Annotated in this window: 17 protein-coding genes; 5 read left to right on the forward strand and 12 right to left on the reverse strand. The window is 42.7% G+C overall.

All coding sequences use genetic code 11. The annotated features are described in order from the left end of the window. Positions 1-23: 23 nt before the first annotated feature. Entirely contained in the window at positions 24-419 is a 396-nt protein-coding gene (locus tag NSQ68_RS22185) for a helix-turn-helix domain-containing protein (protein ID WP_342427200.1), read from the forward strand. A gap of 45 nt (positions 420-464) precedes the next feature. Here the strand turns inward: NSQ68_RS22185 and arsC are convergent, their stop codons facing one another. The 4 genes from arsC to NSQ68_RS22205 form a co-directional block, all read right to left on the reverse strand. After that, positions 465-884 (reverse strand): arsenate reductase (thioredoxin), encoded by a 420-nt coding sequence (arsC, locus tag NSQ68_RS22190; protein ID WP_307353544.1) that lies wholly within the window; start codon positions 882-884, stop codon positions 465-467. 25 nt (positions 885-909) lie between these two features. Beyond that, complete coding sequence (locus NSQ68_RS22195) at positions 910-2,199, reverse strand: arsenic transporter (RefSeq protein WP_307353543.1); 1,290 nt, start codon at positions 2,197-2,199, stop codon at positions 910-912. Positions 2,200-2,285: 86 nt separating this feature from the next. Beyond that, positions 2,286-2,636, reverse strand: coding sequence for a metalloregulator ArsR/SmtB family transcription factor (locus NSQ68_RS22200; protein WP_307353542.1), 351 nt, complete (start codon positions 2,634-2,636; stop codon positions 2,286-2,288). 80 nt (positions 2,637-2,716) lie between these two features. After that, positions 2,717-4,306, reverse strand: coding sequence for an alkaline phosphatase family protein (locus tag NSQ68_RS22205; RefSeq protein ID WP_342427201.1), 1,590 nt, complete (start codon positions 4,304-4,306; stop codon positions 2,717-2,719). Positions 4,307-4,497: 191 nt separating this feature from the next. Between NSQ68_RS22205 and NSQ68_RS22210 the strand changes: the two genes are divergently transcribed. From NSQ68_RS22210 to NSQ68_RS22220, 3 genes are all read left to right on the forward strand, one after another. Then, positions 4,498-5,163, forward strand: a complete 666-nt coding sequence (locus tag NSQ68_RS22210; RefSeq protein WP_307353540.1) for a class I SAM-dependent methyltransferase — start codon at positions 4,498-4,500, stop codon at positions 5,161-5,163. Continuing rightward, entirely contained in the window at positions 5,120-5,887 is a 768-nt protein-coding gene (locus NSQ68_RS22215; RefSeq protein ID WP_342427202.1) for an alpha/beta hydrolase, read from the forward strand. Before NSQ68_RS22210 ends, NSQ68_RS22215 begins: the two co-directional genes overlap by 44 nt. Before the next feature lie 158 nt (positions 5,888-6,045). Continuing rightward, entirely contained in the window at positions 6,046-7,272 is a 1,227-nt protein-coding gene (locus NSQ68_RS22220) for a sugar efflux transporter (RefSeq protein ID WP_342427203.1), read from the forward strand. An 8-nt stretch (positions 7,273-7,280) separates the two neighbouring features. Here the strand turns inward: NSQ68_RS22220 and NSQ68_RS22225 are convergent, their stop codons facing one another. Together NSQ68_RS22225 and NSQ68_RS22230 are read right to left on the reverse strand one after the other, a co-directional pair. Beyond that, positions 7,281-8,498 carry a macrolide family glycosyltransferase gene (locus NSQ68_RS22225; protein ID WP_342427204.1) on the reverse strand — a complete coding sequence of 406 codons (1,218 nt, stop codon included), beginning with the start codon at positions 8,496-8,498 and terminating at the stop codon, positions 7,281-7,283. Between the two features lie 190 nt (positions 8,499-8,688). After that, positions 8,689-11,997, reverse strand: coding sequence for a pectinesterase family protein (locus NSQ68_RS22230; RefSeq protein WP_342427205.1), 3,309 nt, complete (start codon positions 11,995-11,997; stop codon positions 8,689-8,691). 187 nt (positions 11,998-12,184) lie between these two features. Between NSQ68_RS22230 and NSQ68_RS22235 the strand changes: the two genes are divergently transcribed. Continuing rightward, positions 12,185-13,024: an AraC family transcriptional regulator gene (locus NSQ68_RS22235; RefSeq protein ID WP_029519347.1), complete on the forward strand. Its 840-nt coding sequence runs from the start codon at positions 12,185-12,187 to the stop codon at positions 13,022-13,024. Positions 13,025-13,247: 223 nt separating this feature from the next. Here NSQ68_RS22235 and NSQ68_RS22240 read toward each other — a convergent pair whose 3' ends face one another. The 6 genes from NSQ68_RS22240 to NSQ68_RS22265 form a co-directional block, all read right to left on the reverse strand. Then, positions 13,248-14,285, reverse strand: a complete 1,038-nt coding sequence (locus NSQ68_RS22240) for a low specificity L-threonine aldolase (protein ID WP_342427206.1) — start codon at positions 14,283-14,285, stop codon at positions 13,248-13,250. Continuing rightward, positions 14,272-14,733 (reverse strand): MarR family winged helix-turn-helix transcriptional regulator, encoded by a 462-nt coding sequence (locus NSQ68_RS22245; RefSeq protein ID WP_340956947.1) that lies wholly within the window; start codon positions 14,731-14,733, stop codon positions 14,272-14,274. Before NSQ68_RS22245 ends, NSQ68_RS22240 begins: the two co-directional genes overlap by 14 nt. A 126-nt stretch (positions 14,734-14,859) precedes the next feature. Beyond that, entirely contained in the window at positions 14,860-17,970 is a 3,111-nt protein-coding gene (locus NSQ68_RS22250; protein ID WP_342427207.1) for an efflux RND transporter permease subunit, read from the reverse strand. After that, positions 17,967-19,358 carry an efflux RND transporter periplasmic adaptor subunit gene (locus NSQ68_RS22255; RefSeq protein WP_342429152.1) on the reverse strand — a complete coding sequence of 464 codons (1,392 nt, stop codon included), beginning with the start codon at positions 19,356-19,358 and terminating at the stop codon, positions 17,967-17,969. The genes NSQ68_RS22250 and NSQ68_RS22255 overlap by 4 nt, the downstream gene beginning before the upstream one ends. Positions 19,359-19,558: 200 nt before the next feature. Further along, positions 19,559-20,209, reverse strand: coding sequence for a response regulator transcription factor (locus NSQ68_RS22260; protein WP_342427208.1), 651 nt, complete (start codon positions 20,207-20,209; stop codon positions 19,559-19,561). After that, positions 20,206-21,444: a sensor histidine kinase gene (locus NSQ68_RS22265; RefSeq protein WP_342427209.1), complete on the reverse strand. Its 1,239-nt coding sequence runs from the start codon at positions 21,442-21,444 to the stop codon at positions 20,206-20,208. The genes NSQ68_RS22260 and NSQ68_RS22265 overlap by 4 nt, the downstream gene beginning before the upstream one ends. Positions 21,445-21,462: the final 18 nt, after the last annotated feature.

Raw genomic sequence — 21,462 nt, forward strand, 5'->3', positions numbered from 1 at the left:
AGGTCGGAGAGGGGGAAAAGTCTATGGAAGACAAAGCCAAAACCTATATGCTTGGGATCGAGGCAACTTTGGAGGTCATCAGTGGAAAGTGGAAAGGCATTATCCTACACCATTTAACCAGCGGCAGAAAACGTACATACGAACTTCGTCAACTCATTCCGAAAATCACCCAAAAAGTGCTCACCCAACAGCTTAGAGAGCTTGAAAAGGATGGAATCATCCACCGCATCATTTATAACCAGGTTCCACCCAAAGTGGAGTACGAGCTTAGTGAATATGGCTGGGATTTTAAAGATTTGCTTGATCGTTTTTGCTTATGGGGAGAAGATCATTTGGATAGAATCTATGGAGATAAAACAAAGGTGTTGGAAGAGTATTCTGTGAAGGAAAACAACGCCAAACAAGCACCACCTCTTTAAGGAGCGTGCTTGCTTGAAATAATATACCTAAGCTGTGTACCTTGTTTATTCACCAGTCTCCGAGAATTTCCGAATACGAGCCCCTACTTCATCCCGTACACGCTGGAATACGCTCCATTTCTCTTCTTCTGTTCCTTGTGCTTTAGCCGGATCGTCAAATCCCCAATGTTCACGACGAACGTGCGGAGGTGTGATAGGACATTTATCAGCAGCATCTCCGCACAAGGTCACAACGAAATCCGCACCATTCAGCAAAACAGAATCAATCATATCTGAAGTTTGACCGGAAATATCCACTCCTACTTCATTCATCGCTTGCACTGCTTTAGGGTTAAGGCCGTGTGCTTCAATGCCCGCACTGTATACATTCCAACGGTCTCCCAAGTATTTTTTGGCCCAGCCTTCTGCCATTTGACTGCGGCAAGAGTTACCAGTGCACAAAAAGTAAATTGTCTTTTTTTCCATCATTACCGTCTCCTTCAATGTTCAATTATGAAATGATTAACCACAGATATAAGCCCAGTAGAGTGATAAAAAGTGTAGGAATAGTTAAGATGATGCCCGTTTTAAAATAAGTCCCCCAAGATATTTTCACGTTTTTCGAACGAAGCACATGTAGCCACAATAATGTGGCTAACGAACCGATTGGGGTTATCTTCGGCCCGAGATCCGACCCAATGACGTTAGCATAAATCAGCGCCTCTTTGACTATACCGGTTGCATGGGTGGCATCAATGGCAAGCGCATCAATCATGACTGTAGGCATGTTATTCATACCTGACGAGATAATCGCCGCAATAAAACCCATACCCATGGTGGCCACAAACATACCTTGATCGGCAGCTGCCTGAATCACATGGGACAGCAGATCCGTCAAACCGGCATTACGTAGACCGTACACCACAACATACATCCCGATGGAGAAAAATACGATAGCCCATGGAGCGCCCTTGATGACTTCTTTCATCGGTACTGCGGGACTTCTTCGCGCCATCAATAAGAATAAGATAGCAATAGTACCGGCCACCGCCGAAACGGGAATGTTAAAAAACTCGCATGCAAAGTAACCAACCAACAACACCGCGAGAACGATCCAGGACATACGGAACATCTTTGGATCTTTAATCGCTTCTGCAGGCCTGACTAATTGCGCCGCATCAAACGTTTTGGGAATCCTTTTGCGAAAAAAGAGATACAGTACCACTATACTAGCCACTAAGGAAAACAGATTAGGTACAATCATACGACTCGCATATTCCATAAAGGTGATTCCAAAGAAATCGGCTGACACAATATTAACCAGATTGCTGACTACAAGCGGAAGCGACGTCGTATCTGCAATAAATCCGCTCGCTATGATAAAAGGAAACACCATTTTCTCATCCAATTTCAGTGCCCGAACCATCGCCAGTACAATTGGCGTCAAAATTAAGGCCGCACCATCATTGGCAAAAAAAGCAGATACTAAGGCACCCAGCAGGGTCACATAGACAAACAACCGGGTTCCGCTTCCACGGGCTACCCGTGCCATGTGAAGTGCTGCCCATTCGAAGAAGCCGATTTTATCGAGGACTAACGAAATCAGAATAATAGCTACAAAAGCCAGTGTGGCATTCCAAACAATTCGAGTAACTTCCCAAACATCATGCAAATCAACTACACCCACCAGCAAGGCGAGTATGGCACCGCCACAGGCAGACCATCCGATGGACAGATTTTTAGGCTGCCAGATCACCAATACTAAAGTGGCTAAAAATATAATGCATGCCAACAAAATCAATGTTCTAAACCTCCAATATATTACCTTATAAACATATACTTATATAATAGCACCGTTATCCCTCAAGGAGATACACGGAACAGTCTTTAGGATGAACAAGCTGAGGAATCCGGTTCACAAAATGCGATCGGCTCCTCTTTATTCAGCCCTTTTAAAATTTGCTTGGAGTCTGGCATACGCTCAAGAACAGCTTGAATATGCGGCTTGTCGTCTACATTTAAGGAATAGTATACCCACTGACTTCGTCTCTCTTCTTTTACAATTCCTTGCGACTTTAATTTTCTCAAATGTTGGCTAATTGCTGGCTGCGTCATATCAAAGATATCTACAAATTCGCACACACACCATTCTCTCTCCCTTAGCAGGGAGAGCATGGCCAGCCGGGTTTTATCCCCCAATAGCTTTAAATGATCGGCTACATAACCTAGTTGATCCAATGTGTGACCCCCTTCCACTAATATAACTATATGCTTATATACTAATGGAGCCCGGATTTAATATCAAGAACGAATAATACTTATTCATTCACCAATTGCATAATCCAGTCTTTTATATCAACGATTCGCAGTGTTTTGGGGCGTGTATTCGTTCCAGAAATAATTAATGGGACAAGGGAATCTTTTTCATGCAGCGATCCATGAGCTCCCCCTCCGATGTGGGTAGGAGAACTTTCGCCGACGAGTTCATATCCAGGTTGGACCGTGACGACAACATATCTTCCTTCATGTGAATTCATTGCCCCATGTAACCTCGCCAAAACGTCTGGATATTTTCCATATTTGATCCGATTGTTATCCACCGTAATATCCACAAGGTCCTCTTCGCCCGACAATGTCCACGATTGTCCATATTCATCGATGAATTTTCCACCTGGATGATAAGATAACAGCTTACCTGTTTTCCCCTTTGTAACATGAATATTGTTTTTACCATCTTTCATAGCGATAATGTCGAGCTTGTTCTCATTTTGTAAAAACTTCACCACATCGGACAATTCCACATTATTGTTAATTGCATAGATGTAGGCCATCCGTTCATTAGCGGAAATTACTATTTGGTCATCGTTTCTTACGGGTTGATTTAATTTTGCAATACGGTAATGGCTCAAAAGTGGCCTTATATCAACAGTTGCTGCCTGTCGATCATCATACACAGCGCTTTGTGCACTATCACCCATGACAATCCATATCGCATTGTTTACAGCCTGTTCCCACGAACCATATGCATTTAACACTGTTTGCAGCGCTTGATCCGCTTTTTCAATTCCCTCCAGTTGAGTCGGGCCTTTTTTATGCACCGAACTATCGTTCTCTGGAAAGTATGCGATGGTTACGCTTGGAAGCTTTTTTTGTTTGATTAAAAAAGCGATATCTTTTGCAGAAAACTCGTCGTTCATCCCGAATTTTCTCCACGGAGGAGTATTCCAGCTATTCTTCGGATCCAGTTGTGCAAAAGTTGCGTAGGAAAACCATTGAGGTCCCGTTATTCTCAATTGTTCTGGCACACGGTTGCTGTTTGCAATAAAGCGAGGCACTTTTAAGTCATGTTCCGTTTTGCCTCTAAAAACAATGGCGTTGATTGATGCGGATTCTTTTCCTTTATCGGCTAACTCTTCATGGATCGTTTTCGTTTTTTTGTTCAGTTGAACTTGATTTAATTGATAAATAGCATCATTAAATACTTGCAGTTGATCTATCTTTAAGGCTTCTTTGGCACCATTGCCGTAGAGAATCATGCGTTTCTTTTGGTTGCTGTACCAAACGAGTCCGGGCACATGATGTTGGTCTGCATACGTCCCCGTTAATAAAGTACTGTCAATAGTCACGGACATCGTGGGAAATGAACTTACAACCTGCGGGAAGTATTGTCCTTTTTTAATGAGATATTGCATTGCGGGTGCACGGCCTTCTTGAATTGCATCTTGCAAAGGCTTGTTCATTAAAGAATCAATCATGATCACTATGACAGGTTTATCCATATGATTCGCTGAATTTTGGGATTTGACACTTTGTTGATGCAGCTGTTGACTGGAGCCCGCCCTGCACCCGACAACCAATAAGCTTAAACTCAGCACTAGTAAAATGCTCATTTTGTTCTTCATTTTCATGTGCGGCCTCCATCTTTAAAATAACAGATTCATTTAATTTCTATTATTTTTACTCACATTGCCAAAATTATTCGAAACCGGATCGTGGAGAAGAACGGCAATCTGATTCTTAAAAAATCAAATTATTATTTCATGAATTTTTTTGAGCTCATGGGTCAAAATTATCTTTGTGATTCGACTAAATTAGAAAGATGGTGAATTCCATTAACATTCCGTTCTCTCCTAGACTTTATCATTGGTTTGTCCGCCCGAAATGGTTTACTAAAAAATATATTCATGATCATATACATACCCATTTTACATTTGATGGCCGTACTGTACTGGATTTTGGTTCCGGTACTGGGGCGAATTGCTCCATGTTTGATCCGTTATATTATGTTGGAATTGATCCTGATGCCAAGCGAATTGATTATGCAAAGCGATTGTATACCCACCATACATTTCAGGTTCTGGAAAGCAAGAAATTTCTATTCGATAATGAATCGTTCGATTACATCCTTATTATCGCTGTGCTGCATCATGTTTCTACGGACGAGATTTCAAGTTATATGAAGGAGTTTCAAAGAATTCTAAAGCCTAACGGGACCCTTATCGTGATGGAACCATGTTTATGCAAGAAAAAACCGCTATCTAATTGGTTTATGAAATGGTACGACAACGGGGAGTATATTCGTAATGAAGAAGAGTATATTCAATTGTTTAGAGAACATAATTATGATTGCAGAGTTATAAAACGATTCCGAAAATGTTTTCTATATCATGAGTTATTTTTTTCAGTAAAACCTAAATCATCAAAGGGAGAGGAAAATAACGATGACTTCCACAAGCATAAACGGATACTCGATGCATTATATTGATTCCGGAAAAGGAATCGCCATCCTATTCATTCATCCTCCAGTACTCACAAGCTTAAATTTCACATACCAAATCCAAGGATTATCACCCGATTTTCGAACTATAGCTTTTGATATCAGAGGACACGGTAAAAGTCAGCCTTCCGAACAAACGGTTACTTATCCTCTCATCGCCCAGGATATTAAACATTTGATGGACCGGATGAGCTTGGATAAAGTATTTTTGTGTGGATATTCTACCGGAGGTTCGATAGTACTTGAATTCCTCTTAACTTATCCAGACCGGGCATGGGGAGGCATTGTTGTCAGTGGAATGTCGGAAGTAAACGAAGGGCGACTAAGAAACAAAATTTCTTTGGGCCTTGCTCTTTCCAAGATCGGCGCAGTCGGTACGCTTGCCCTTTCTATTGCTTGGTCACAAACGAAACAGCTATCTTTGTTCCGTAAGTTATTCAGCGATGCGAAGCAGGGAAATCCCAGGAATGTCGAACAATATTATCGATACAGCTTGAAGTACAACTGCACCTCACGGCTCGGGGAAATCCAGCTTCCCGTCCTGCTTGTTTATGGTGAAGAAGATAAGCACTTTCATCCCTATGCCAAAATATTGCATCAACAATTACCAAATAGTGAACTGGTTTTCCTTAAGAAAGCTGATCATCGCCTTCCTACGAAGGCCGCCGGATTATTGAATGAACTGATCAAGCAGTTTGTAAACCGCTTTTAGCCACTGAGGCCAACCTTACAGAATAACTCCATAACACCTATACATCCAACTCTAAAAACATAGTTTTATACCATGTAAATATACATTTTATACTAAATATAGTTTAGTAAGGATAGATATACTTCTGCTACTAAATCCGAAGGGGTGTAAAAAAAGAAATGCTAAAGCGTATTCAAAATCTTTTCGTTATCCCTAACTACCCATTGTTCATGATCTGCATGTTATTGCAAGGCATGGCTATATCCATCAGCGCGCCTTTTTTGGCTGTATATTTTACAAGTACACTTGGCGTATCTGTGGGAACCTTTGGTGTATTTACAGCTGTGACTTTGATTTGTGGCATATGGATAAGCTCTCTGATTGCCAAACGTTCTGATACCGGATTAGACCGCAAACAAATTTTGGTGATTTGCACGTTATTCAATGCCGTAGCATTTGCAGGATATCTTGTAATCCAAAATTTTTATGTACTTTTTGTTTATATGACGATTTTTACGGCCATTGGCGCTCCTGGGATGCCGCAGTTATTTGCCAGTGCACGTGAAGCAGTAAATCGCAGTAAATCTGCGGATCACGCCTTTGCTAATTCAACGCTTCGGTCTATGTTTTCTCTTGGCTTTATTACTGGGCCGCTTTTTGGTTCCTTTTTGATTGCACATACGGGCTTTTGGGGTATCTTTATGGGAACGACCTCTATTTTTGTTCTCATTGCTGTGCTTCTATTCTTTTTTATCAAGCAGCCTCCCGCTCAACTTAAACATAACAATCAACTTTCACTTCATCACATTACATTACATAAAAATATTGAGATTCTGATTCCCTTTTCCGTTCTTACTCTGCTCTATACGTCTCACTGGATGAATAATTTGAATATTTCCTTGTTCATCATTCACAATTTACAAGGTGACACGAGTGACGTTGCTCTAGTATCCAGTATTTGCGCAATTGTAGAAATACCCTTGATGCTCATGCTAGGCGTACTAGCAGCTAAATACTCCAACCGTTTGCTTGTATTTTTAGGGGCATTAACAGGAGTTGTCTATTATCTCCTTGTCCTTATGTCTACGGAGATGTGGCAGCTATTCGTGGGGCAGCTTCTTCTAGCCTTCTTTGTTGCAGTGATCTCTGCCATTGGCATTAGTTACATGCAGGATTTGTTGCCCTCTCTTCCAGGGTATGCATCGACGCTATATTCCAATGCGACAACCATCGGAAGACTGGTGGGGAGCTTGATGGGCGGATTAACCGCTCAATGGATTGGTTACCGAAACACCTATTGGGTATGTTTGGCCCTAATCATCTGCTCCCTTGGTCTTCTTGCAATTTCAAAGAAACTAGAGTTTGAAAAATCTGCTGCTTTAAAAGAAAGGAATCACAGTATATAGACTGTGCCTTATTTTTCTATGGTGGAGAAATGACTCATAATTGTATCTGCCGCATGTCTGTACCCACCAGCCTGGCGTAATGATTCGCCGATCACATGAGCCTGCTCTTTATAGGTTGGATGATTCAATACCTCTAATAAGGCAGCTCTCAAACTAGCGGGTGTAAGCTCATTTTTATCCACAACAACACCCGCCCCCAGTTCCTGTACCCGACTGGCTACGATTGGCTGATCCGATGTTAAAGGAATCATGACCTGCGGCACATTGTAATACAGGGCTTCACTTGTACTGTTCATCCCCGCATGTGTAACAAAAGCGTCCACATGCTGAAGCATTTCCAATTGCGGAATATAGGGCTTGATTATAAAATTGTCAGGGATACACGAGGCCAATGGCTCCATGTCTGTATAATTGCCTGAAGACAACACAAACTGCACAGGCAAATCGCGAAATGCTGCAAAACAAAGCTTATAAAATTCTAAGTCTTTATTCAAAATAGTACCCATTGAAATGTACACCGCCTGTGGATGCAGAACACGAAGTTGTTCGAACGGGAAGGAAGGAGCATCTTTACGCGGTACAATAGAAGGACCTGTAAAAATAAAACTATGATCCAGTTTTTCGGCTTGCGGTTGAAAATAGCGGCTTGTATAAACTATTCTTAAGCGTCCGCCATGAGGAGCAATCTCTTCTATAGCCGGAGCGGCAACCTGAAGCTCATTAGCTAGTTGATGCGTTATTTGCATCGTAGCCGTGTACAACTTTTTCACCTCCGGATCATTGTCATCCATGCCTTGCCCCGATCCCAATGGCTCTACGAAAGCAAAAGAAGCGATAGAGCATACAGCAGGGATTCCTAGCTTCTCAGCAATAATCGTGCCTCCCCAGCCCATCAAAGAATCATAGATTAAATAATCATAGGTTCTATTTTCAATAACTCTCAAAACCTCTGGAATAATCGGAAGAATCATACCTTTTACCATCATGTATACAAATTGATAATGATGTTTGTATTCTGCTGGCTTTAAATCTGAGTCTTTGGAAAAGGCATCATCAACAAAAGGGTAGGTTATCATCTGTGCTCCTGTCTGTTGAATTCTCGTACGATATTCTTCCGTACACACATAGTCAACATCCTCCCCACTGTCTACCAACCTTTTCACTAATCCTAGTGTCGGATTAACATGGCCTTCAGCAGGCGTGATCACAACTAACACACGTGCCATACGTTACACCTCCAAAATCAATAATAAATTACAATTTGAAATAAATGCACTTTCAACATAGCAAACATTTACCATATAAACAAGTATTTTCAATACCAAACATTAAGTATGTATCCTCTACTCAAACGATAGAAATAAGCGAGGCTGAACGCTAGAAGCGCTTGCCCCGCTTAACCATTGAACATTAAATTTAAAGACGCCAATCCCAATGATCTGTCCCGCTCAGAACAGCTTCGACGGTGTACTGGCTTGCTTCATCGGCGGTAAGCTGTTTGGCCCAAGGTACACGCCCGCTACTTCCTGCACCTGGTCCAAAGTTATCAAACTCTCCAAATCTTGCGGTCTGCTCATTGGATTCCTTGCCCCAATTGTTCCAGCCGCCCGGCTTGATATGGTCATCCATATAGGTCTTCAAAAAAGTAACATGAGCGTAAGGGCGCCATGGCCGTCCGAGATCCACCTTGCCTGTTAAGCCATTTTCTGTTGTCAGACGACATTGAATAAATACAAAGCCCGGCTTGTTCTCTTCTGTTGAAGCTGCTGTCACATATCCGGCACGCAGGCTGTGTATGATCGAATTATCAAGCACGACGGGGGCATTGCCAAATATAAAATCTACACTGCCACTGATGTAGCTGTCCTTAAAATACTGTCTGCCACGGTTCACAAGCAACGTATCCTGTAGGCCGGTAATTTTGACATTGTGATACTTACCACGATCGCCTTCGGCATATAATGCTACAGCCTGCACCTGCCCGGTTCCTTCTGTATTGGCAACCGTGACATTCTCCAACACAAAATCGGGGCTTTGCACACGCATGGTATAGCTGTTGCTTGTTCCTAATTCTTTTCCATCCACCACGGTTTTGGCCGTATCATCAAAAGCAATGATCGTTTTATCCCGATCTTCTCCGATAATACTCAGGTTTTTCTTAGAGGAATTCACCTTTATTTTTTCACGATACGTACCGTTTTTGAGATGGATAACTGTCCTTGTGTTGCTGTCGTCAGGGACTGCGTCAATAGCTGCCTGGAGAGATGTAAAGTCAGCAGGGCCATAGGTCGCTACCACCACACTAGTGGGACGAGTTCCTCCTGAGTCTGTCAGGTTGCGGATGGTGACATGGCTGAATTCCGACGTATTGTAATTCCATACATCGTTTTGTGGTTTGGATGCATCAGTAGCCAACCCGAACAATAGCGGCTGATGATCCGGCACATCTATAACCGTTTCACCAACCTTCTCCCAGTTCGTCACACCATCTGCGGATACCCAGCCGGTAACCTTTTGTCCTTGTCGTACAAGACGTACCGAATATGGCGTTGCAATAAACGTCTCCATTGACGCACGTTTCGTCTTACCCTCCGTTTGATCACGACTGATAAGAATACCCTGTTTGCCATATTTAACAAATGCTAAAGACATAAAAGCCATTTTTGATCCAGGCTTCAGCGATTCACGAATCATTACACCCGCTTCGGCGTTATCATCCACTGGGGTAATTTGTTCCACACGGGCTGTAATTTCAGTGTCACCTTCCCATTTTTGATAAGCATAATGGAAAATATCTGCCTTACCGTCAACGTCTCCCGCTGACTTCAGTCGTATACTGCTGCCGCTTGCATCTTCTTTTAACACCTGAGTATGCCCTTTTATATAACCATCGTTGCCCTCAGAGCCAATCTCTTCGCTGAGCCAACTTCCCGATGGTGCAGTCGTATTGACATGAATGGTAACAGGATTGGAAAATGTAGCAATTCCTTTGTGGTCGGTCACCCGTACAATAATATTGTGGGTACCGTCTGTTACATGATTCCAAGCGAGATGATAAGGCGCGGTCTCTACTTTACCAGCAAGTTTGCCGTCAATGATAAATTCAACGTGAGCAATACCATCTTGGTCCTTGGCTGTTGCTGTTAATTGGGCATCATGTCCTGCTTCCAAAATATCGTTATGCTTTAGTGCACGTCCGTTTGCATCCGACACCTGAACGACGGCCTCTGGATTGTCCACCTCATTTCCATTCGACAGCTTCTCAATAAGATCATTTAAATAGACCTCCAGATTCGTATAACCCTTGGCAAAATGAGCATACGCCCCTGTGCCGGCAAGCCCCTGACCGTTACTGTCATCTGCATTATTGGGGTCCAGCCCATGGGCACGTTCCCATTCATCCGGCATTCCATCATGGTCACTGTCAGAAAGCTCCGTCGTCGTTACGTTATAATCGTCGTAAATCCACCCTGCTTCACGCGGAGAGTTAATAAACGCACCCGTTCCATTCTTCACATCATTCATAATTCGGGCGTCCACCGCATCTCTTCTTGGCAGCGTGGCTCCTGAGCTGGCAAGCACTTCATTATATGCGGTCTGTGCATCTGTCGCTTGATATGGACCATACGCATCCGGTGAAATTCCGTTGTCGTATTCCCCTCTAACTTCAATCGGCTCCGCCAAACGGGTGGACGGATCAATAATGGACCCAATGGATGTTCCAAGCTGCCAGTTGTCTTTCGTAACCGAGTCATTGCCGTACATATAGTTACCACCAATAAAGATGCGTGTTTTATATTTTTTACTACCCACGTCCACAAAGATTTGACCGCGAACGTCCTGATATGTGTTGGGGCCATACTTATAATAGTTATTTAGCACATTATACGATCCCTCACCACCACCGTATGAGGAGAAAAATCCCCAGTTATAAATGACATTATTGGTCATTTCCACAGCGTCGATTTGTTTTTTGTCGGTTGGAAACCGCGGATTACGGCTTGCATTGTGAGCCAACAAGTTATGGTGATAGGTGGAATTTCGTCCGCCCCATATGCCGCCATAGCCGTGGCGACCTTTCTGGTGCGTGGTCATTAGCATACTCTCCGACGCAATAGACCATTGTACCGTTGTATTGACGTTGTCATACAGGCTCAGTACCTCATCCACCGACCAGCTAAAGGAACAGTGATCAATCATTATGTTTTTATGGTATCTGGCTCCTAACGCGTCATCCTCACTGGGGTAACGGTCGGTCAATCGGAAACGCAGGTAACGGAGAATGACGTTATCTGCATCAATCCCTGTTGTGTAATCGCTTACAGTTATACCGTCGCCAGGAGCTGTCTGACCCGCAACCGTCAGGTTGTTTCCCAAGATTTTAAGTGGCTCCTTGAGATGAATCGTTCCACCCACCCGGAATACGACCGTCCGATTATCGGAGCTGACCGCTGCGCGAAGAGATCCGGGTATGATCTGCTCCCCTTTGCCGTAGTCTGCCAGCGTGGTAACCTCATACACTTCACCTCCGCGTCCACCGGTAACATATTTACCGCCACCCTCAGCCCCCGGAAACGCCGGAATATCCGTCGCCACTTTTGCCATCTTTGCGTTCTCTGTTCCTACCGCAGTCTCTGCTTGGATCAGTGGCGGGCACAAGGTCAACAACAATGAACCCACAACCACATTACATAGCACCTTTTTCCATGTACGCTGCTTGCTCATATTCTGTTTCCTCCCTAAGATTTTCTTCCACATCAGCGCATATTTTTATAAAAACACGATCCGAGACGTTCAGAAGCGCCTTCACCTCCTTTCATCAATCTTTTCTGCTTTTTCATTGACAGGTTGTCATATATACTGTTGGTATATGAATGCGCTTACTTATCTTAATTTGTAAAGGAAGAAGCACATGAATGAAGTGAAAGAAGATAAATATGTCATTGGCGAACAACAATTCTCCATTCATCACATCTATCGTACCGGTTTCACAGTTATGCCCCGGCCTCATGTCCACGAGAACTATGAGCTGTATCTCTTACTGCGAGGCGAACGCATCTATTTTATGAATGGCAAGGTATACACCGCTCGCAAGGGGGATCTGATATTCATCCTTCCTCACGACTTGCACTCTACTGCCAGTACGCAATTGCAGGAAACAGAGCGTATTTTGATTCATTTTTCTCCGACGTTTCTCCCACAGCAGGATCATGATATTCTTGACCTGCCGCCATATCAGCAATCCGCGTTACTTCGCTTACCTGCGAGAGAGCAAGTGGAGGTTGAACGTTTATTCCTACAGATGAATACCGAATGCAGGAATAAGCAGCCTCTGCATGACCGGTGCGTACAGCATTTACTGCTGGAAATGCTTATCCTGGTGCACCGATCGGAAGCAATCGAGCGTAGTGAACCTGTCTCCTCTCATCCCATGCATCAGAAAATCACGGAGATTTCTTCTTTTATTCAGGATCATTACAATGAACCGTTAACTCTCGAACAAGTGGCTGCCTGCTTTTTCATTAGTCCAGCTTACCTAAGCCGTATCTTTCTAAAGTTGACTGGCTTTCATTTCAGCGAATACATCCGCGTAGTGCGGGTCAGGGCGGCCCAAACCAGACTTCGAACCACCAAAGACAAAATCCAGCATATTGCAGAGGATGTCGGGTTCGGTCATGCTTCCCACTTTAATAAAATATTTAAAAAAATAACGGGGCTCTCTCCTCTTCAGTACCGCAAGCAGGTTCGGTAGATATTCAGTGTAAAGAATTAGACGCCAATTTTATACCTCCGCTCTTGTCTTGTTTTTCCATTTTTATATCCACTTGCTCTTTCATGGAACTAAAGACAAGCACGTTGGAATAAGTAAAATGCACAACAAAAAGCCATACTTCGCTGCAATGCATGCAACGAAGTATGGCTATTACATAGTCATTTTACATCTTTAAAATTATAAATTACTCTTTCTATGACCATTATTGCAATGCTTTAATATCCTGAATCAGCAATTCAACATTTTCTTTCTTCGTAGCCCAACTGGTACAGAATCGAACTGCACTATGTGTATCATCAACCTTTTCCCAAAAGGAGTAAGTATATTTTTCACTCAATGCCTTTAGTATACGATCTGGTAAAATCGGAAACTGCTGATTGGTTGTAGAACGGTATTGAAAAGAAAAACCTTGCTCAGATAATCCGTTTTGAAGCAGCATTGCCATATCTATAGCGTGTTTGGAGATTTCAACGTATAAACCGTCTTCAAACAAAGTTTCGAATTGAATGCCCAACATTCTTCCCTTAGCCAGCAGTCCTCCTTTTTGCTTGATCATATATCGGAAATCTTTTTTCAATGTATCATTTAGAATGACTACGGCTTCTCCCATCAATGCTCCAATTTTTGTCCCGCCAATATAAAACACATCGCAAAGCTGTGCTATATCCGCTAAAGATGCATCGCTATCTTCGGCCACCAAGCCATAGCCTAATCGGGCTCCATCTATGAACAGTGGTAAACCACATTCTTGACAGACTCTACTTAATGCTTCCAGCTCTGCTTTGCTATAGATCGTTCCATTCTCAGTAGGTTGGGAAATATAAACCATCCCGGGCTGTACACTATGCTCAGGAGCGGCATCATTCCAGTGAGCGTCATACAAATCTTGTACCTGCTCGGCCCGGATCTTCCCATCCCCGCTTGGCAAAGTAAGTATTTTATGTCCAACAGCTTCAATCGCTCCGGTTTCATGAACGGCCACATGTCCAGAAACTGCAGCAACGGCGCCTTGATGCGGACGCAGAATAGAAGAAATGACGGTGGTATTGGTCTGTGTACCTCCAACCAAAAAGTGTACATCCGCATTTGGGGAGTCACATGCTTCTTTAATATATGCTCTAGCTTTTTCACAATGATCGTCCACACCATAACCTGGAGTTTGTTCATCATTCGTCTCCAGTAGTCGCTTTAATATGCGCTCATGGGCACCTTCGGTATAGTCGCATTCAAATCGTATCATTCTGTATCCTCTCCAAATTATCCAATTTCTTCTGAATTAACAACATAGAAGCATGCAATTCTTGTATCTCTTCTTCTGAAAGTCCTTGAACTAATTTTAGAATTTGTTCATCAGACCTTTCATTCAGTTGGTTATAGAACGCCTTTCCTTTAGGAGTCAAACGAATCAGATTTGTTCTATTATCCAACGTTGAATTTTCCTTAACAAGAAAGCCCTCTTTGCAAAATTTAGCAATGATCCTACTCATATAGCTGCGATCAATTTTAAGAGATTCAACTAGAGTATTCGCTATACATGGCTCGATCAACCCGATCTCTATAATGACACGAGCCTCGGTAAAGGAATATCCGCTATCCAGCACATGTCTATCCAAAACACCCAGTATATTCGTATAGAACCGATTAAAACGCCTCATATCCGCTATGATATTAGCATCTATATTGACCATAACTCCCCCTATTTAGTGGACTTTTGCAACAATTATAGTAATGATTTTTGTGGACTATGTCAATGAAATAAAAAAATCGTACATTAAGACTCTCGCCTAATGTACGATCCTGTATTCTATATTTACCTACAAGGTCAATGAGCTATCGCTTTTTATAACCTTGTCCTTCTTATGCTTCCGTTTCAGCTTCAGATGAGCTACGACCATATACAGTGTCGGAACTACAAACAATGTTAAAATGGTTGAAAAAATCAGTCCGAAAATAATGGTCGTTGCCAACGGTTTGAACAAGATCTCCCCTATTGTGGCAATAGGAATCATACCCACAATCGCAGTTAGCGAAGTAAGCAAGATCGGACGGAAACGTGCAGAGCATGCCATTAGAATGGCGTCTGTTAAATCAGCGCCTTCACGCCGCGCATCTTCAATAAACTCTATCAACACGATACCGTTACGCACGACGATACCAGCAAGTGAAATGATGCCCATAATACTCATGAATCCAATAGGCATCCCTGAAATAAAACTTCCAAGGATTCCTCCTGCCGCTGCCAGATAAACAGTAGTCATAATAATGAGCGGTGTGGACACCGAGTAAAACTGCATGGTGATCAAGAGGAGAATAAGGAAAATAACAATAACAGCTAATTTGCCCAAGTCCTTAAACATATCAGACTGCGCAGATGTTTCCCCTCCCATCTCCCAGGTGTAGCCTGGTTCAAACTGGGTATTTGTAAGTTTGCTACGGATATCATTAGTGAGTTCTGTAGCCGTACGCCCATTTCCATTGGCTGAGATCGTTACCGTCCGTTCCAGATCATAGCGGTGGATTTGTTGGATGGAAAAGTCCGGTTTCATCGTGGCTAATTGGGATAAGGGGATTTGCTCCCTTGCCGCATTGTTCACACTTAATTGTTGGAATAATACCTCAGGATCATGGTTTGGTTTGTTCATGTATATATTGACATCAAGCAATTCCTTACCCGTATCAAAATCCGTTACATTCACCCCGTCACCCATTAATAGCAAAGTACGCGTTAAATCGGAATAGCTAACCTGATATTTATCCAAGGCTTGCTGATTGATTTGGAAATTCAGATTATAGCTTTGCATACCCATATTATCGGTCACATCTACAGCTCCGGGGGTCCCCGCAACCATTTCTTTGACTTTAGTTGTCATGTTTTGCAGCTTATCAATATCTTCTCCTTTAATACGGATAGACACCGCACTGCCGACCGGAATACCTAATTGGGGAACACGAATGCTGATTAATGCAGATGGATATTTAGCTTGTAGCGTATGGGTCCAGTTATCTACTGTTTTTTTGAGATCAAATAGCCCCTCTTTTCCAACGACAGCAATTTGGCCGTTGACCGCTCCACCAGAGCCGTGACCGCCTGCAACATCGCTGTACAGCTGAGGCGCTCCCCCACCTGCCGTTGCCGCCAGCCGCTCTGTTTCTGGCTGTTTTTTGACCCAGCTCCCGATCTCGTTTACAACCTGATTGGTTGCCTGCAACGACGTTCCTTCTGGCATTGTTACGCTAATCGTGGCATCCGCTTGATCGGAATCCGGAAATAATTCAATGGGAACAACAGCAAGTAGTCCATAAGCTGCTGTACCCATCATAAGACCGATAAGCGCTGTTAACAGTGGACGTCGCAGTATTCTGGGCATCCAGTTTTTAGAGTAGACATTGGATAAAGACTGGATTTGATTCCCCAGAAGTCCAGGTGGCTTAACTGTTTTACTACTCTCTTTTCCTTTACGACGTTGATCGTACCATTGACGGAAAATAGGAATGATCGTTAGCGACATAATCATGGAAGCCAGCATCGTTAACGAAATAACGGTAGGTATCGGTTTAATAAAGTCACCAATAGTGCCCGGCAGGAATAAAAGCGGGGCAAATGCCGCAACCGTAGCTAGCGTAGCTGTAATGATCGATAAGGATACCTCTTTCGTCCCTTTAATGGCCGCCTCCGTAGCATCTTCCCCAAATTCAGAGCGTCGGCGTTCAATGTTGTCATTGACCACGACGGCATCATCAACCAATATCCCTAATACGATGATTAATCCGATGACTGAAATTTGATTCAGCGTGATTCCTGTTGTGGGCAAGAAAATAAAGCCAATGGCGATGGAAACAGGAATGGCTAAGGCCACAAATGCTGAAGTCAGCAAATTTAAACCTAATGTACATATAACAATGACCGATATAATAGCGATGATCATCTCTTTGGTCAGGTTTCCAAACATTTCATCGACTCGATCATTTTGCGCAAAAAGTAGCTCAAAATGTACATTCTTAGGCAAACCGCTCACAAGTTCATTGATTTTGGCCGTTGTCGCTTTAGATACCGTTGGCACGTCTGTGCCTGTATCTCCACTCACACTGATGGAAATAGCAGGCTTGTTATTCACATACGTATAACTAGTCGCTTTTTTAAAAACAAGTGAGGCTGTCCCTACATCTTTCAGAGATATCGGGTATCCATCGTCATTGCTTGAAATCTGGACGTTATTTAGGATAGATGGATCCGTAGAGGCATTTACCGTCAGCTGATAAGTACGCTCATTGAAATCCATACTTCCTGTAGGAACTCTTTCATTCTCATTTTTGATTGCTTGAACAACCTGCTCCCAGGAGATGTTATATTGTTGCATCTTTTGTGTGTCTAAACTAATTCGTACTTCTTGATCCGGTATTCCTTGAATATTTACTTGCGAAACACCCGAGACCGTTTTTAATTGATCTTTCCATTTGTTCATCAATTCATTCAACGCGTATAAATTCTCAACTTTATCGGAAGTAATCGCGTATGAACCAATGAAAGAGCTTGTCATACTATCATTAATAATGGGCTGCATCGCATCAGTTGGAAGCTCAGACTGTGCATCCTGTACCTTTGTACGAAGATCAGCCCACACCTTGGTCGGATCCGCATCTTCAAAAGCATCTATCATGATACTAGATTGGCCTTTAGACGAAGTGGAAGAAATCGTTTTGACACCTTGTACGGCTTTAATTTTCTGTTCCATGACCTTAGTAATGGTTTGCTCGATTCTTTCAGGTGAGGCGCCCGGATAGATGGTTGTAACACTGGCTGACAAGGGAATAACATCAGGCTGCTCCTGTTTGGCTAACGATGTAAAATTGTAAAGCCCTAGCACAATGCACATGCCAAAGAAAATGAGTGTAATTTTCTGCTTTTTAACGATATATTTAATCATTCGGACGACTCCTCCGATTTCCCAGGTACACCATTCCCAAGTAAATCACCATTAAATAAGGTTCCTGCTCCTTGCGTAACGATTTGATCGCCTGCCTGTAGCCCAGAGACCACTTCGAGCTGATTATTCGTCACTTTCCCTAGTTTAACCGGTGTTTTGACGGCTTTTCCATTTACAGCTTTAAAGACATAAGGATCATTTCCCGTACTAATTACGGCCTCTACGGGCACTAAAAGCGCTTCGTTTTGATTTATGCTTTTAGATGCGCTGATGACTTGACCAGGCTTCCAATTCAGTTCGGGATTGGGAATGCTAACTTCCACATTGATGCTTCCCGTTTTGGAGTTAGTCGATGGATAGATCTGAGTAACGGTCCCTGTTCTAATTTCATCGTAGAGAGATATATTTACTTTTTGGTTTTTCTTCCACGATAAGATTTCACTGTCCGGTACAGGGAGGAGTACTTTTAAAGTCTTGATATTTCCGACAACAAATGCCTCACTCCCGCTGGAGCCCAGTTGACCATCAGATATCTTTTTTTCAATCACAACACCCGTGATCGGGGAAGTTAAAGTAGCTTTTTTCAGTGACAAGGCTGACTGTTCATAAGCAGCCAATGCATCCTCATAGGTAGCCTGCGCCTGAGCTTTACTGGCTAGCCCTTGTTGTATAGTAGCCCTAGCCGATTCCAGCCCTGCCCTGGCCTGATCTACGCCGGCCGAAGCTTGGGCACGCTGTTCCTGGGATGCCCCTGCAAGCAAAAGAGACAATTTCTCTTGCGCATCACTTAAGCTTTTTTGTGCGTTTGCTAATTCCAGCTGCGCATTCTCATTTTCCGTTAATGATACTGCACCTGCCTGGAATAGACTTTGGGAGCGTGCGGCATCCGCTTTCTTCTTGTTATAATTATTAGTTGCTACAGTAACCGCATTTTGAGACTGTGCAATCTCCTGCTTTTTGGCGCCATTGTTCAATTCCTGCAATTTGGATTGGGCCGCGTTGACCTGGGATTGTGAACTATGAATGCCCGCCTGGGCCGATTGAACAGAAGCCTCCGCTTGGCTTACACCAGCCTTTGCCTTTTCCATGGTTGCCTTTGCCCGATCCAGCTGTAACTGGTAAGCAGATGTATCTAACTTCGCAAGGACACTTCCTTTTTCTACTGAATCCCCAACTTCGACCATAGTGTTCAATATACGTCCATCCGCTTCAAAGGAAACATTGGCCTCATTACTTGCCTGCAATGTTCCCGCCAAATTAAAATCATTGGCCAAAGGTTTCATTGCAAGTTTCTCCACTTTTACCGGGTGACTGGCTTCTGTTACAGAGTTCTCCGTTGCACTGGAGCAACCGGAAGCTACTATAACTAAAGCAACCCCTGCAATCATTATTCTAATTCCTTTTCTCTTCAACTAATGTCATCCTCCCTGATTCTTCTTCTAAAGGTGCTATCAGCAACCCGTGGGTCAAGTAAACTTTTTCATCCTTTTTTCATGTTATAACAATGAACAAACAAAAAAATCGTACAAAGGGGCAAGCACCTTATGTACGACTGGGCAATGAAATAACATATTTTCAGTTATTATCTCTACAACTGTAAAATACCACGTTCCAATGAAACGGCAACGGCTTCGGATCTGGAGTCAACACCAAGCTTATTATAAATATTCGTTAAATGTGCCTTCACGGTACGCTCGGAAATTCCCATATCAAACGCAATTTCCTTACTTTTAAAACCATGTGCAACAGACTTTAATATATGCCTTTCCTTATCAGTCAGAACTAAGCTGCTTTCGTGCGGCTCTGGCTTGACTTCTTTCTTATTCGTTGCAGCGAACACCCTGGCTGTTATTTCTGGCTGAAGCAACGTTTCGCCTCTTAGTGCTGACTCAATCGTGCGAAATAAGTTTTCCCGACTGGTATCTTTTAATAAATATCCCTTTGCCCCTAAAGAAAGTCCTTTAATCATGAGATCATCTTCGTTATAGGTCGTCAGGATAATGACTGGCGTTTCATTTTGTTTTTCTCTGAGGGCTTTCATAGTTTCCAAACCACTCATTTGTGGCATATATAAATCCAACAGGATGACATGCGGCTGAAGTTCTTCGACCAATTTAAGAGCCGTTACACCTTCTCCAGCTTCACCAATAACTTCATAACTGTCATTGGTCTCCAGCACCAGCTTTAATCCTTCTCTAACTACCCAATGATCATCGACGATTAAAATCTTGTATTTCATAATAGGTCTCCTTTAGTAAGAGGCGCCTCTATTTTTATAGTTGTACCTTCTTGAGATATACTGTTAATATTAATTTCCCCACCCAGCATCCGTACACGTTCATATATACCTATTATTCCGTAATGCCCTGTTTGCTTGGCAATAATATCCGTATCAAATCCTTTTCCATCATCGCGAATCTCGATTCCAATCTTGCCTTCGTTATCTAAAATACTTATCCGTACAGTATTAGCATGTGAATGCTTCGCTACGTTGGTTAAACACTCGCTTATAATAAACAATCCATGTTCGAACACCAGTCTGGGCACTGAAGCTTTAATTTTGATGTTGCGGATTACACGAATGCTCGTAGCCATTGTAAATCGCTGTATTTCTTCCTCCACGGCTTCTGCAAAATCAACTTCCGAGATGGTTTTCGAACGCAGATTGTCTATAGCTCGCCTTGAATCAGACAATGTTCTTCGCACCTGTGACATCGATTGTTGGACGATCTCCTGAGCTCTTTGCGTACTTCCTTTTGTCAGATGGGCATCAATGGCTTCAAGTTGCATGATTAGCCCAGCAAGCCCCTGCGCCAGCGTATCATGAAGATCACGGGCCATACGTTGTCGTTCGTTAGCAATTGTAAGTTCTTCGACCTTTTGATGTGCGATTTCAAGTTCTTTAAGAACGTTTTGCGTTCGGATTCGTGCTTGAACTTGTTTGAGAAAAAGAATGGCATAAGCTACTATAACAACTGCAATTAGAAAAAATAGCGGGATGAACAATACAAATTGCCTGCCATCATTATGCCAGACCACAGCCACACAAAAAAGTACATAAGAGATCAAAAATACAAGAATGACCTTAAGCGGCTTGTAATAAATACCTATACTCTGACCCACCAAAATTGGCATTAACCCAACCAGTACAATCGAAAAACTGTCAGGTAGAAGAAATGCACTTAAAAAGATCAATCCCCCTTGCACAACAAAATAAGCCCATGAAAAATATTTTGCAACTCTTTGAGCATGCAAGTACAAGAGGATGTGTAATATGACGATTACAGTAAATAAGACACTTTGCAGCAGATTTAGACCACTAGACAAATGTTGAAGAATGACAGACTCACTATAAATTATAAAAATCCATATTATAGTTAATACTTTTGAAATATCTTTCTTCTCAAATTCACCTTCACTTTCACTTATTTCCGGATCTACATTTTGGACCTGTACATTGAATTCATCGTTCATAATTCCCTCCTACAATTC

It is taken from the genome of Paenibacillus sp. FSL L8-0158 (genome assembly GCF_038592965.1).
GTDB classification, from domain to species: Bacteria; Bacillota; Bacilli; order Paenibacillales; family Paenibacillaceae; genus Paenibacillus; species Paenibacillus polymyxa_D.

What these genes read in the sequence shown, in the direction of transcription:
- NSQ68_RS22185 (WP_342427200.1), top strand. Translation starts at nt 24, where the DNA reads ATGGAAGACAAAGCCAAAACCTATATGCTTGGGATCGAGGCAACTTTG.
- arsC (WP_307353544.1), bottom strand. Translation starts at nt 884, where the DNA reads ATGGAAAAAAAGACAATTTACTTTTTGTGCACTGGTAACTCTTGCCGC.
- NSQ68_RS22205 (WP_342427201.1), bottom strand. Translation starts at nt 4,306, where the DNA reads ATGAAAATGAAGAACAAAATGAGCATTTTACTAGTGCTGAGTTTAAGC.
- NSQ68_RS22210 (WP_307353540.1), top strand. Translation starts at nt 4,498, where the DNA reads ATGGTGAATTCCATTAACATTCCGTTCTCTCCTAGACTTTATCATTGG.
- NSQ68_RS22215 (WP_342427202.1), top strand. Translation starts at nt 5,120, where the DNA reads ATGACTTCCACAAGCATAAACGGATACTCGATGCATTATATTGATTCC.
- NSQ68_RS22220 (WP_342427203.1), top strand. Translation starts at nt 6,046, where the DNA reads ATGCTAAAGCGTATTCAAAATCTTTTCGTTATCCCTAACTACCCATTG.
- NSQ68_RS22225 (WP_342427204.1), bottom strand. Translation starts at nt 8,498, where the DNA reads ATGGCACGTGTGTTAGTTGTGATCACGCCTGCTGAAGGCCATGTTAAT.
- NSQ68_RS22230 (WP_342427205.1), bottom strand. Translation starts at nt 11,997, where the DNA reads ATGAGCAAGCAGCGTACATGGAAAAAGGTGCTATGTAATGTGGTTGTG.
- NSQ68_RS22235 (WP_029519347.1), top strand. Translation starts at nt 12,185, where the DNA reads ATGAATGAAGTGAAAGAAGATAAATATGTCATTGGCGAACAACAATTC.
- NSQ68_RS22240 (WP_342427206.1), bottom strand. Translation starts at nt 14,285, where the DNA reads ATGATACGATTTGAATGCGACTATACCGAAGGTGCCCATGAGCGCATA.
- NSQ68_RS22245 (WP_340956947.1), bottom strand. Translation starts at nt 14,733, where the DNA reads ATGGTCAATATAGATGCTAATATCATAGCGGATATGAGGCGTTTTAAT.
- NSQ68_RS22250 (WP_342427207.1), bottom strand. Translation starts at nt 17,970, where the DNA reads ATGATTAAATATATCGTTAAAAAGCAGAAAATTACACTCATTTTCTTT.
- NSQ68_RS22255 (WP_342429152.1), bottom strand. Translation starts at nt 19,358, where the DNA reads ATGATTGCAGGGGTTGCTTTAGTTATAGTAGCTTCCGGTTGCTCCAGT.
- NSQ68_RS22260 (WP_342427208.1), bottom strand. Translation starts at nt 20,209, where the DNA reads ATGAAATACAAGATTTTAATCGTCGATGATCATTGGGTAGTTAGAGAA.
- NSQ68_RS22265 (WP_342427209.1), bottom strand. Translation starts at nt 21,444, where the DNA reads ATGAACGATGAATTCAATGTACAGGTCCAAAATGTAGATCCGGAAATA.